This window comes from Acinetobacter sp. CFCC 10889 (assembly GCF_003268395.1).
In the GTDB taxonomy this organism is placed as follows: Bacteria; Pseudomonadota; Gammaproteobacteria; order Pseudomonadales; family Moraxellaceae; genus Acinetobacter.
On record NZ_LQXQ01000047.1, the window covers coordinates 15,565 to 28,602 of the forward strand.

At 36.3% G+C, this 13,038-nt stretch carries 14 protein-coding genes and 1 pseudogene; 6 read left to right on the plus strand and 9 right to left on the minus strand.

The annotated features are described in order from the left end of the window. Positions 1–10: 10 nt before the first annotated feature. Both AVJ19_RS15690 and AVJ19_RS15695 read right to left on the minus strand, forming a co-directional pair. Positions 11–1,105, minus strand: a complete 1,095-nt coding sequence (locus tag AVJ19_RS15690) for a fatty acid desaturase family protein (RefSeq protein ID WP_111860589.1) — start codon at positions 1,103–1,105, stop codon at positions 11–13. Between the two features lie 12 nt (positions 1,106–1,117). After that, positions 1,118–2,185 carry a ferredoxin reductase gene (locus AVJ19_RS15695; protein ID WP_111860590.1) on the minus strand — a complete coding sequence of 356 codons (1,068 nt, stop codon included), beginning with the start codon at positions 2,183–2,185 and terminating at the stop codon, positions 1,118–1,120. Positions 2,186–2,343: 158 nt separating this feature from the next. On the opposite strand from AVJ19_RS15695, the gene fabR reads away from it, so the two are divergent. After that, positions 2,344–3,021: an HTH-type transcriptional repressor FabR gene (gene fabR / locus AVJ19_RS15700; protein WP_228203382.1), complete on the plus strand. Its 678-nt coding sequence runs from the start codon at positions 2,344–2,346 to the stop codon at positions 3,019–3,021. A gap of 59 nt (positions 3,022–3,080) precedes the next feature. On the opposite strand, the gene AVJ19_RS15705 is transcribed toward fabR, so the two are convergent. Both AVJ19_RS15705 and AVJ19_RS15710 read right to left on the minus strand, forming a co-directional pair. Beyond that, positions 3,081–3,758, minus strand: coding sequence for a response regulator transcription factor (locus AVJ19_RS15705; protein WP_111860592.1), 678 nt, complete (start codon positions 3,756–3,758; stop codon positions 3,081–3,083). Between the two features lie 191 nt (positions 3,759–3,949). After that, positions 3,950–5,632: an AMP-binding protein gene (locus AVJ19_RS15710; RefSeq protein ID WP_111860593.1), complete on the minus strand. Its 1,683-nt coding sequence runs from the start codon at positions 5,630–5,632 to the stop codon at positions 3,950–3,952. Between the two features lie 474 nt (positions 5,633–6,106). Between AVJ19_RS15710 and AVJ19_RS15715 the strand changes: the two genes are divergently transcribed. Next, on the plus strand, positions 6,107–6,907 hold the full coding sequence (locus AVJ19_RS15715) for an enoyl-CoA hydratase-related protein (protein WP_162626629.1): 801 nt from the start codon (positions 6,107–6,109) through the stop codon (positions 6,905–6,907). 62 nt (positions 6,908–6,969) lie between these two features. Here the strand turns inward: AVJ19_RS15715 and AVJ19_RS15720 are convergent, their stop codons facing one another. After that, positions 6,970–7,569, minus strand: a complete 600-nt coding sequence (locus tag AVJ19_RS15720) for a LysE/ArgO family amino acid transporter (RefSeq protein ID WP_111860595.1) — start codon at positions 7,567–7,569, stop codon at positions 6,970–6,972. 141 nt (positions 7,570–7,710) lie between these two features. Between AVJ19_RS15720 and AVJ19_RS15725 the strand changes: the two genes are divergently transcribed. After that, positions 7,711–8,607 carry a LysR family transcriptional regulator ArgP gene (locus AVJ19_RS15725; RefSeq protein ID WP_111860596.1) on the plus strand — a complete coding sequence of 299 codons (897 nt, stop codon included), beginning with the start codon at positions 7,711–7,713 and terminating at the stop codon, positions 8,605–8,607. A 35-nt stretch (positions 8,608–8,642) separates the two neighbouring features. Here AVJ19_RS15725 and AVJ19_RS15730 read toward each other — a convergent pair whose 3' ends face one another. After that, positions 8,643–9,215, minus strand: a complete 573-nt coding sequence (locus tag AVJ19_RS15730) for a nicotinate-nicotinamide nucleotide adenylyltransferase (protein WP_111860597.1) — start codon at positions 9,213–9,215, stop codon at positions 8,643–8,645. Between the two features lie 104 nt (positions 9,216–9,319). On the opposite strand from AVJ19_RS15730, the gene AVJ19_RS15735 reads away from it, so the two are divergent. Beyond that, positions 9,320–10,120 (plus strand): enoyl-CoA hydratase-related protein, encoded by an 801-nt coding sequence (locus AVJ19_RS15735; RefSeq protein ID WP_111860598.1) that lies wholly within the window; start codon positions 9,320–9,322, stop codon positions 10,118–10,120. Positions 10,121–10,238: 118 nt separating this feature from the next. Next, positions 10,239–10,997, plus strand: a complete 759-nt coding sequence (locus AVJ19_RS15740) for a nitroreductase family protein (RefSeq protein ID WP_111860599.1) — start codon at positions 10,239–10,241, stop codon at positions 10,995–10,997. Positions 10,998–11,145: 148 nt separating this feature from the next. On the opposite strand, the gene AVJ19_RS15745 is transcribed toward AVJ19_RS15740, so the two are convergent. The 3 genes and pseudogenes from AVJ19_RS15745 to AVJ19_RS15755 all read right to left on the minus strand — a co-directional run. Next, on the minus strand, positions 11,146–11,460 hold the full coding sequence (locus AVJ19_RS15745) for an NGG1p interacting factor NIF3 (protein ID WP_111860600.1): 315 nt from the start codon (positions 11,458–11,460) through the stop codon (positions 11,146–11,148). An 89-nt stretch (positions 11,461–11,549) separates the two neighbouring features. Next, positions 11,550–12,278, minus strand: a complete 729-nt coding sequence (locus AVJ19_RS15750; RefSeq protein ID WP_111860601.1) for a hypothetical protein — start codon at positions 12,276–12,278, stop codon at positions 11,550–11,552. A gap of 99 nt (positions 12,279–12,377) precedes the next feature. Then, a pseudogene (locus AVJ19_RS15755) lies at positions 12,378–12,788 on the minus strand (IS30 family transposase); the annotation flags it as partial. A gap of 66 nt (positions 12,789–12,854) precedes the next feature. Here AVJ19_RS15755 and AVJ19_RS15760 point away from each other — a divergent pair. Next, positions 12,855–13,038: transposase (locus AVJ19_RS15760; RefSeq protein ID WP_162626630.1), on the plus strand; the 184-nt coding region annotated here is incomplete at its 3' end.

The window sequence follows — 13,038 nt, forward strand, 5'->3', positions numbered from 1 at the left end:
AAAAAATCGATTATTTCTTAAATGGAAATGCAAATTTCACAATACGTCCAAGCACCTGACCATACTGTTTAAATAGGCTTGCATTGTTATAATTCAAGCCATATTTTTCACAGACTGCCTGAACTTTTGGTGCCATTTTACGGTAACGGCGCGCTGGGATTTCAGGATACAAATGATGCTCGATTTGATGGCTTAAATGCCCTGTCAAAATATGGAATGCTTCTGAACCTGTTAAGTTCGAAGAACCCCGAATTTGACGCATATACCAATGGCCACGGCTTTCATTTTGTAATACAGTTTTCGGGAAAACTTCAACATCTTTGGTGAAATGTCCACAAAAAATGATACTGAATGTCCAAATATTACGGATACCATTGGCCACCAAATTCCCTGTGAAAACAGGTAATGCCGCAGGTCCTGCGATCAGTGGGAAAAACAAATAATCTTTAAAGAATTGCTTACCAATTTTCTTCTGCGTTGGTTTCCATTCTTCCTTAAACTGTGCCCAAGTTTTACGTTTATATAAAACTTTACCAATTTCAAGGTTTTGGATCGCAACACCCCATTGGAACAGTAAACAGAATGGTACGGCATATAAAGGTTGCAACAAATAACCTGGTTTCCAACGCTGTTCGGGGAACAAACGCAATAAACCATAACCAATATCGTCATCCATCCCTTTAATATTGGTATAAGTATGATGTTTATAATTGTGGGTTTGACGCCAGTTATCCGCAGTTCCGACAATGTCCCACTCGTAAGTTGTCCCTTTAAATCGTGGATCATTCATCCAGTCATACTGACCGTGCATGACGTTATGACCCAGTTCCATATTTTCCATGATTTTGGCAAAACCGAGTAAGCCTGTACCCAATAACCATGCAAGCGGGAACCATCCTGCAAATAAACATGCACGCCCTAAAATGCTACTGTAGCGAATTGCCGCATAGACTTTTTTAATATATTCAGCGTCTTTTTCCCCAATATCATCCAAGACTTCTTGCTTAATCGCATCAAGCTCACGTGCTAAAGCATCCAGTTCAGACTGGGTTAATTCACGGTTTTTAGCATTTTTAAAATATTCAATTTTTACTGGCATATTCATGGTAAAACTCGCTTAAATATCAATAACTAAATCAGTTTGAGCTGTGTTGACGCAAATACGAAGCAGGTTGTTTGGTTCTGCATTTTCCTGACCATTGACCAAATTCTTCGTAGCACCTTGGGCTTTATTGCAGGCACATTTGTTGCAAATACCCATGCGACAACCGTGTTGTGGCTTGATGTTTTGCTGCTCTAAGCTCGCAAGAATGGATTGCCCTTTCGGTATAGCAAGCACTTTATTGGACTTGGTCAATGTCACATTTACAAAGCCAGTTTCATCTGAAATGATTGGCGTTAAGCTAAATGCTTCACTTTTAAATTGTTTTGCCGAGGTAAATATACTTTCTGCAGTATGTACAAAACCTGAAGGTCCGCAGACATAGACCGTACTGTTTGCTACATCCTGAATGAGATAAAGATGTTCAGCATTTAAACGTGCATCGGTTGGTGTTTGCTGAGTGTGAAAAATATGTACTTTGAAATGTTCAAATTTCTCAGCCAAAGTTTCAAAATATTCAGCAAATGCAGCATCAGCCTGTTGTTTAACCCAATACAATAAGGTTACAGATTGCGTTGCAATTTTATCTGTAGCTTCAAGTTGTTTGATCAAACTGTACATTGGGGTAATGCCACTGCCCGCTGCCAATAACACCACAGCCTGATTTTGATCCACTGCGGTCATATCACCATATGGCAAACCGAACTCAAGTACATCTCCAGACTTCGCTTCATTACATAACCATTGACTGACGACGCCCTGATCCACTGCTTTTACTGTCAAAAGTACATGATGCTGATCAATTTGGGTCAAGCTGTAAGTACGCTCATACCGGCGACCTGCGATTTCAACAATGACGGGATGATGCTGACCTGCTTTACCCATTTTGAAATGACGATTGACTTGAATTTTTAAACTCACTGTGTCCGCAGCAGTCTGTTGAATTTCAACTATCTTGCCCAGTGGCTGACTCACTGACCATAAAGGATTAAATTTTTGTAGCCAGAAATTTGCTGTATGCGGATCAAGTACCGTTTCAGCAAGAGATTGCACAGGAGATTTTTGCTTTTCAATAGCGTGCATTTTGCGCTCACCATTCTTCCGAGTTTTAATTATTATACACATGTATATATATTTGTATATACATGTGTATTGTATCTATTCATTTCACTTCTGTAGCTGCATCGGTATAATAGAAAAGTATTTTTATTTCTTTGATCTTTATGAACTCAAGCTCTGCCATGACCGAACACACCACTGCTCAGCAAGATGCTGAAAATCATCTTGAAAAAGTCACTGTGCGTTCAGTGGGCAGAAAAGCAACCATTACCAAAGAAGAATTATTCCAAGCAGCGTTAAATCTCATCGGACCACAAAAAAGTATTTCGGCATTGAGCCTGCGAGAAGTTGCTCGTGAAGCAGGTATCGCACCAAATAGTTTTTATCGACATTTTAAAGATATAGATGAACTTGCGATTGAGCTAATTGACCGTTCAGGTTTGGTACTACGTCAAATTTTGCATGAAGCACGTTTAAAAGCAGCCAAAAAAGGCAGCATTATCCGCAGTTCTGTTGAAGTTTTTATTGAACAGTTAGATGCAGATGAAGGAAATCTCAGCTTGTTATTACGTGAAGGTTATACAGGTTCAATTCAGTATAAACGTGCTGTCGATAATCAATTGGCTTTTTTTCAACAAGAATTGCAAGAAGATTTAATTCGCTTAGAAAAGCTTAATCGTCAACATTTAATCCATCCTGAATTGGTTGCCAAAGCCATTACCCAATTGGTATTTAATATGGGAGCAAAGGTCATTGATTTACCCATCAATGAACGTAAAGAAGTCGCTGAGCAAACGATGATCATGATTCGTATGATCTTAGAAGGCGCACGCCATATGAATGATGCAGCAATTCCATGAATAATAATTTACGTGAATAATAATTTAAAGGCTTATAAATGAAGTACAAGCTGCTTAGATTATCTCAGTAAGCCGATATTTTGCGCAACATGAATGGCTTTGGTACGTGAGTTGACTTCTAATTTTTGATAAATATTTTTAATATGAACATCGACTGTGTATTTTGCTATCGCCAATTGCGCACTAATTTCTTTACTGCTTGCCCCTGAGGCAATCAGTTTTAAAATTTCAGTTTCACGATTCGATAAAACACTTCTCCTTTTTAGATCTAAATGTGGCGTTTCTGTTCCAACAAATTTATTTAAAATTTCTTTGGCGATACTCGGATCAATAATCGCTCCACCCGTCAAGATGCTACGCAGCGCAAACATAATTTCTAAATCATCTCGCTCTTTTAAAACATAACCTGTTGCACCAGCACTCAAAGCCTGATAAATCATTTCTGTAGTATTCCATGCAGAAATCACCATAATTGGCACATCAGTTTTTTGTTGTTCTAAGCGTAAATAATCAATAAACTCAATACCATTACCATCAGGTAAACCTAAATCAACCAAAGCCAATTGCACATCTACATGTTGTGAATATTGCTTTGCTACACTAATACTCTGTGCAAATAAAAAATCCTGTTGTTCATAACCAAATGCTTGTAATAATTTTTCAATTCTCATTTGAACATTGGGATCATCTTCCAACACCATAACAGGTCGAAGCAATGGACAATTCAGATTAAACATGTGCATACCAAGTGTACTTTTATTAAATTTTATCCTGCAAAATGTATAACGGGTATCCCTGATATCAGGTATTTTTCGATTAAATATTTGAATATTATTACAATATCTTTAGATAAATAAGTCAAAATATTATTTTGAAATTGGAAACAATGATCATTTCCAATTTCAAAAAGAGAACGCATCGCAAAAAACTAAGACTGCCAAATCACTTTCTTCTGTTGTGCTGCCCAAGACTCAAGCGAATCTTCATATGCAGCTTCGATTTTATTACGCTTGATCTTCATGGTCGGTGTCAACATATCATTTTCCATCGTCCAAAGCTTTTTAATCACCACAATAAAAGCCAATTTTTCATGTGGCTCTAGTTGAAGATTGGTTTCATTCAGTAGTGTTATTAAAGCTTGTTCTACAACGTCACGCTGCTGCTTACCCTCTGCTAAATGTTGCCTTAAATCCTCTGCTAGCATCACAAAAGCCACAGGTTGCGGTAGCTTTGAACCGCCTACACATACCGATTCTACATAAGCGTGATTTCCCAGTTTTTGTTCGATTGGAACAGGCATGATGTATTTACCTTTTGAGGTTTTAAAAATATCTTTCACTCGACCTGTGATACGTAATCGTCCTGAAACATCTATTTCCCCCATATCCCCTGTACGTAAATAACCTTCTGTTGTGAGATCTTCTGCTGTTTTTTCTGGATTTTTATAATAGCCCATCATTGTTCCGGGGCTTTTCACTAAAATTTCACCATTTGTATCAATTTTACACTGTACATCGGCTTGTACATGCCCGACATAACCTTCAGCAAATTGCCCCGGTCGTGTCACATGTGAATAACCACAATTTTCAGTCATTCCATAAACTTCGAGCAACTCAAGCCCTAAATTACGATACCATTTAATAATATCAACAGGCAAAGGTGCTGAACCAGTTAATGCAAAACGAACCTGATCTAGACCCAGTTTAGCCAATAGTTTCTTTTTGACCACTTTACCCACGATCGGCACTTTGAACAAAACATTTTGCACATGTAAAGGTATTTTTTCATTGATGCCCAAGTAAAATTTCGTCCATAATCGTGGAACTGAGAAGAAAATCGTTGGTTTTGCACGATTTAAATCTTCAACAAAAGTTTCTAGATTATTAGCAAAAAATACCGTAAATCCCATCACCAATGATGCCGACTCAATAAAAATCCGTTCTGCAACATGAGCTAAAGGCAAGTAAGATAAAGTTCGTTCTGCTGAGGTGACATGAAAAGTACGAGATAGAGAATGTGGTGGTTCAGTTAAACTAGCAAAATTTTGCATTACCCCTTTTGGCAAACCTGTACTACCTGAGGTATAAACAATCGTTGCCAAATCATCACGTTGTGGTAAGTCAAAATGATCTAAAAGTATAGTTGTTTTGAGGACATCATCCCAAAATGGCGCAGCATAATCTGGAGCAAGAGGCAAACGTATACAAGGCAAATCACTTGGTAAAATAGTTTTTACACTATTCCAACTGTCAGCAACTCCATCCAATTTTCCTATAAATAAAAATTTGGCTTCACTATGTTCAAGCACATACTTTGCACCCTCAGCATTGAGCGTAGAATAAAGTGGTACAGAAACATGCCCTGCTAACCAAATTGCTAAATCAGCAATAATCCAATGCGCACTATTTTTCCCATAGATAGCAATATTGCTCTGTGGTGGAAAATTTAAAGCTTGTAAGTGGCTTGCCATCAAACGCACCTGATGCGCAACATCCTGCCATGTATATTTGACCACAGTACCATCAGATAAAGGCTGCACTAAATAGGTTTTATGGGGTTGTTGCTGTTCCCAATAAAACAAATAATGTACATGTGAGGCTAATTTTTCCATTTAATTATTTTCTCCATATTATTTTTTATCCATTTAAATCAATTCATTAAACTCAAAAAATGCTTTCCATGTTTTGCTTAAAAAATTGAGTATTGCAAGCCTATTCAGCACATTCAATTGCCTAAAATATCCTGCATGATTAATATTTATACTATTGCTATTATTTTAAATATAGTATTTTTTAATCAATGGACTAATTTTTTCTCTGTATTTTCGCTCAAATATACAACAGCATCACAATTGACACTGTATTTAAAAAAATTGGAGCACATTTACATTCGACAATTTGCATATCATTTAAATTGAACTGTCATTTATCGCCAATGTCGATCAATATTTATTCACCTATAACTAAGAAAGTCATCCCATACATTCTAAATATAAATTTTCGATGCTGAATAGCAATGCATGGATAGCGCATTGCTTTTAATTTTAAACGGTTCTGCTTTATGCAGTAAAAATAAGGATATACCCATGAACTATGAAAATATTAAACTCGAATATCGTGATCGCATTGCAATCCTCCACTTCGATCGTATGCCTGTGATGAATAGCCTATCTGTGGAAATGGCAAAAGAAGTGCTCAATGCTCTAGAAAATATTCAACAAAATCAAAATATCTCTGCATTAATTATCACAGCAGAAGGTAAAGGTTTTTGTTCAGGTGCAGAACTCAGTCCACAATCTTTTCTAGGTGATGGTCAAGCATCTCCTGCTCAGTCTCTAGAACATCATATGCAACATTATTTTAATGTTTGGATTGAAAAAATTGAAAACTTCCCAATTCCTGTTGTCGTTGCGATGAATGGAATCGCAGCAGGTGCAGGTGTCGGCATCGCCCTAGCCAGTGACATTACTATTGCGGCTGAAGAAGCTTATTTCATTTTAACTTTTGCGCCAAAACTCAACCTAATTCCAGACATGGGCACATCATGGTTCTTACCTCATTTTATTGGCACTGCCCGTAGCAAAGCCATCACTTTACTCGGTGAAAAAATCACCGCCAAACAAGCAGAACAATGGGGACTGATTTGGAAATGTGTACCCAAAATTGAACTGTTCGATGAAGCGCTGAAAATTGCGAATCAATTAGCAAAATTACCACCTGACATCGCACAACATGTTCGTAAAACCTATGCCCATGCCGACACGCATAGCTTGCCTGAACAGCTCAATTATGAAAAAGAGTTACAATGCCAATTGGTACAAACACCTGCTTTTATGGAGGGTGTTGCTGCATTTATTGAACGGCGTGAACCGATATTTAAACGATAATTTTTGAGAAATATTTAAAAATAACTGCATTGTAAATCACCTAGCAATGCAGTTATTTTTCTTTAATTTAAAATCAAATTCAATGCAATCGCCCACATAATCAATGCAATCACAATATCCAAAACTTTCCATGCTTTGGTATGCTGAAAAACAGGTTCAAGTAAACGTGCCCCAAAACCTAAACTAAAGAAAAATATAAATGAAGCACTCATCGCCCCCAGTGCAAAATAGAATTTTGTTGCAGCATATTGTGTTGAAATTGAACCCAATAAAATAACTGTGTCTAAATAAACATGCGGATTTAACCATGTTAATGCAGCACAAATCGCTAAAATCGCCCACAAGTTTTCGGCTTTCTGGTCACTTGCAGATAAACTTTGATTTTGTGTAAATGCGGCATAAAAATGTTGTGCGCCATAAACAAACAAAAAGGCAGCGCCAAAATACTTAGCTATGCTCAAAATTTGTGGATAGCTTTGAATGACTTGCGCAAAACCTGTCACACCGAGCGCAATTAAAATTGCATCAGAAGTCGCACAAAGCAAACAGACCCAAAATACATATTGTCTTTTCAATCCTTGTTTGAGAACAAAAGCATTTTGCGCCCCAATTGCGACGATTAAACTCATCCCAATGGCAAAACCATGAATAAATGACTGCATTTTTAATAACACAACAATATTACAAAACTGTCGCCATTATCTCGTTTTAAATTTAAAAATAAATTATTCTTAGAAAATATCAATCAAACTAACTTTTTCTTAGCTAAGTAATCATTGGCTCAATCCAAAATGGATAAAATTATGTTACAAAGCAAACAAAGTGAAGCCTTTTTAGCCGTTGCCGAAACTGGCAGTTTTGAGCTCGCTGCAATACAACTCAATATTACCGCTTCAGCTGTCACGCTTCGGCTACAAACTTTAGAAAAACAATTAGGACATGTGCTGATTTTAAGAGAACGTCCTTGCCGTGTCACCCCAATGGGACAAGCACTTTTAAAGCATCTGCAACATATTCGACTCATGGAAAATAATCTATTACAAAACTTTCAGGGTAAAACGCAAAATTCTGTTTTTTATAAATTAAAGATCGCCACCAATGCTGATTCTTTAGCCACATGGTTATTAGCAAGCTTACAAAAATCAGTATTACAGAAGAACATTTTGTTAGATTTAAAAATTGATGATCAAACTCAAACTCATCATTTACTCGAAGCAGGTTTAGTCAATGCCTGTATTTCGACAGAACAAACAGCCATGCAAGGTTGTATTGCACGCACTTTAGGTAAAATGACTTATCGAATGGTCGCAAGTAAAGCTTTTTATCAGCAATATTTTAAAGCAGGGATTTCACGTGAAATTTTAACAACCACGCCTGCTGTTGTTTTTAATGAAAAAGACCAATTGCAACATCAAATTTTAATCCAACATTTTGGTTTAACCGACAGCATGTTTCCTTATCATCATGTGCCGTCTTCGACTGCATTTGTAGAGGCGATTTTATTAGGTTTTGGTTATGGCATGTTGCCCGACTTTCAAATCGAAAAACGTATTGAAAATGGTGAACTGATCGAGATTATGCCTTTTGCCAAAACAGACATTATGCTGTATTGGCATCATTGGAAACAGCAATCCCCTCAACTTGAAGCATTAACTCAGCATTTGATTCAACACACAAAAGATTTATTTCAAGTTGGATGATCGATCCCTGTTTTAAACACTCGCAAAGTTTATAATCAAAGCTCAATATTCGATGTATCCTGATTTTCAAATTTAGCTTTCAGTTTCTGATAATAGTCCGTGTGTTGAAATTTTTCTAAAAACTGAACTGTGCCCAATGGAAATTCTGCGTGTTTAATGTCCCCTCGAAAATAAGCTTCACGCAAAGGTGTCGCAGAAATAGACCCTTTTAAACTTTCCAATTCAACCATTTCCCACTCAGGAAAAAGCTGCAAATAATAAGAAGATTCATCTTTAAAATGACCAATTAAGCCGACTTTGTCTCCGACTTGAACCACTTCAGAGACCAACGATTTTACTAGTTTTACCCATTTCGCATCATTATAAACATCGACTACATGAACAAAATGAATACGTTTTTGATTTTCCTCAGAGAAATTAGACAAAATCATCTGTTCACGTTCTGTTGCACTAAATGGATTTTTGATATTTCGCTCATTTTGTGTTGAACCCAAAGCCAAAATAATATGCTGACTTTGTTGTAACGCAATGTTTATAGTTTGCATGTGCGCCAAGTGAAAAGGCTGAAAACGACCAATATAAACGAGATAATCAAAACGATATTGCATCTTAGTCCCAACTTTTTATGAACTGACCAGTTGCGTCTACATCTAAAATATGCGACATAATGGCGTTATAAAAATCCAATTAATTTTAAAGCAAGGATAGTACGATGACCCTCAGTTGTATTCAACAGCCACACCCACATTTAAATGCAAATTTAGACAATGGGATTCTTACATTAGCCATTAACCGTCCTGAAGCGAAAAATGCGCTGTATGGTGAATTATACCTATGGATCGCGCAAGCACTTGATGAAGCTGACAAAGAAGACTCTGTACGTAATGTAATTTTACGTGGTCAAAATGCTGATTTTACCGCGGGCAATGACATGCAGGACTTTTTAGAAAGTGCGCAAAAACCACTAGATCGTAAAGCAGGTATGAATCCTCCTTTTGTATTGCTCAAATCGGCTGCACGCTTTTCTAAGCCATTAATTGTGGCGATTCGTGGTGTTGCAATTGGCATTGGTGTAACGATTTTACTGCATGCTGACCTTGTATATAGTGACAATACCGCACTGTTCCAAATGCCATTTGTGAGTTTGGGTCTTTCTCCTGAGGGCGGTGCAACACAACTTTTAGTCCAACAAGCTGGCTATCATAAAGCGGCTGAATTATTATTTACAGCACAAAAATTCAATGCTGAAAAAGCCCTTGCAACAGGCTTGGTGAATGAAATCGTTGAAGATTCTTATGCACATGCAGAAGCTCAAGCACAGCATTTAGCAGCTTTACCATTGGCATCATTGAAGCAAAGTAAAGCTTTGATGAAGCATAATTTAGAACAAATTATTGAATGTGTAGATCACGAAGCTGAGGTCTTTATGCAACGTGTCAAATCACCTGAAATGCAAGAAGCCGTTGCTGCATTTATGCAAAAACGTAAACCTGATTTTTCACAATTTAATTAATTGTTAATTTAAAATTCATATAAAAACCACTAAATTTACATATTTGGTGGTTTTTCATTTCCATGCTTTTATTTTAATGATTTGAAGATTTTAAATTATCTCCTTAAGGCTAAAATTCATGTCCCAAGAAAATACTGAGAAGAAGCGTTATTACGAGCCTGCACCACAAGATATTGATGTTGAAAACTTTAAAAAAGTCATCCAAAGTCGCCGTTCTGTACGTAAATTTACCGAAAAACAAATTCCTACTGAGATTTTAGATCAGTGTTTGGACTTGGCTTTACTTGCGCCAAATTCATCCAATCTACAACCTTGGACATTTTATATTGTGCAAAATCAGGCGAAGAAAACCCAATTAATCAAAGCTTGCTTAAATCAATTGGCAGCAAAAACCGCTGCGGAACTGATTGTTTGTGTTGCACGTACAGATCGTATTGATGAAATGTCAAAGCGTAATATCAGTGAGTTTCCATTTCCAGAAGTGCCACCGATTGTACAACGCTATTATAAATACATTCCTTATAACTATAAAACAGGCTATTTCAACGCTCTAGGTAACTTTAAGAAAGTTGCTTTCAAAGTTGCCCGCAGTATGAATAAGCAACTGCCTGTTACAGCATTTACCCCTGCGGATGCTAAGCTTTGGGCAAGTAAAACCACCGCATTGGCATGTGAGAACTTGGTATTGTCTTTACGTGCATTTGGTTTTGATAGTTGTATGATGGAAGGCTTTGATGAGCCTATGTTACGTCAAATCTTGGACTTGAATGATCAACAATATCCTGTGATGGTGATTGGTGCAGGTGAACGTGCCAAAGATGGCGTATTCTTACCGCAATATCGTTTTGATCGTGATTTATTTATTCAGAAAATTTAAAAATAAAGAGCTTGTAAATAAAATCCCCTCCCTTTTCATTCAACAAGAAAAAGGCTTATTTTATTTAATTTTTTGCACTTTAATCTCCAACCATCCTTTCTTACACTTTATTTAAAGCAATGCTTTAAATCTTGTTCAGGGAGAAACTTTATTCAATCTTTACCATTTGAATAAACTCAAAGGCAGGTTCTTCATAAGGATGGCTTGCCTTTAAAGCCTGTGCCACTAATTTTGCTTTATCTTCTGGGACAATGGTTTCCACACGCCATTCTGGAATTTGCTCCAAAGCATCCACCTCTCCAATGAATGGCTTTGCACCTTTTACAGGTTTAAATTGCCCTGTGCCTAAAACTTGCCATACACAGTGTTCATAATTTCCGATCCCACCTGCGCCTGCTGAAAATATTGCTACTTTTGTAGTTTCTAGGTGCGATTCAGGGACGTAATAGATGAGTTTTAACATTTCACCTCACTCCAAATACTTTGTTGCATAGTCTCAGATTTTATGAAGATCTAATACTTAGGCTATTTAAATGGTTTATATTTTAAAACCTAAAATATTCTAAATTCAACCTGTATCCATACATAAATCAATTTGTAAAATATAAAATAAATCACACAAAATAATCCAAGTACAGCAATAATCATCGAAGAAATATTATTTTTATAACCTTTTAAACAATTGAATAAATATACAGATAAAATTCCCAAAGTAATCATAAAAACTGAAATAAGTGAAAAAACATACAGATTTTTTGTAGAACGAATTTTATTATATCTCTTAGAATTAGGATCTCCATTTTTAAAATAGATTCGACTTTCTTGACCATCACTTTCTATTGTGGCTTTGCTTATCCAGTATAAATTTTTACGTTTTAACATCACGCTATAATCAGGACTATAATAAAACTCAGGATAAGTTAAAGGATATTCCTGATCCGAAATTAATTTGATGTCAGGATTATTGATTGTAAAATGACTAAATTGGTGACTGACTAAAACTTCTCCCGTTTTTCCATTCTTAACGCTCAGTTCTGATCCTCTTGGTTTTATAGATTTACCTTTTTGATTATGAAAACTAAAAATAAGATTTTGCTCAATAGGTTCTTTGTCCAATATCCAATTTAACTTATAGCTCATCTCATATTCAGTCAATGCTACCAGATAAGATTTATGGTATTCACTAAACATAGTAACAATCCAAATGAAAGCAAATAAAATAAAAAAACTAACTTTTAATTCACCTTTAACATCAGGTTTATCTATATTTTCATTATTCATATCGCCTCTTTTTAATTGCCGCTATTCATGATTATGTTGGTTCATTTCTATTAAAAAATTATTCTATAATCTTATCTTCAGCTTTATTTTTTGGCGGATTCAACTAGCAAGTGCAACGGTATAAAACCCAGCCATTACTTCGTTAGGTGTTCGCCATCCTAAACTCTTTCTAGGACGATTGTTCAAAGCATCTTCAATCTCTTGAATTCGCTCTTGGCTAATATGTTCGAATGAAGATGATTTTGGCAAATATTGACGGATTAAGCCATTCGTATTTTCATTTCTTGCTCGCTGATTTGAGCAATATGCATCAGCAAAATATGTATCAATACCTCGGTTTGTTAAGCGCTGATGCTCCGAAAACTCTTTACCATTATCAAATGTCACACTATGAGCATGGCTCATTTTAAGTCGATCTATACAGTGACTAATCGTATTCGCAGAAACTCTTGTCGCTCCTAAATGAACAATATGCACATATAAACTCTTACGCTCTACAAGTGTTAGAAGTGTAATGGTCTAATGAAATCAGACAGTGATATAGAGATATAATTTCACTGAACAGAGGATTTCAACATGAGCAAAATCAAACGAACATTTGATGCAAATTACAAACTTCATATCTGTGAATTAATCCGAAAACAAGGATTGACCATTACCCAAGTTTGTACAGATAACAATTTAGGACAAAGCAGCGTACACCGCTGGCTTCACCAATATGATGCAGAACTTCAAGGAAATTCTGGTATTGGATTACCAA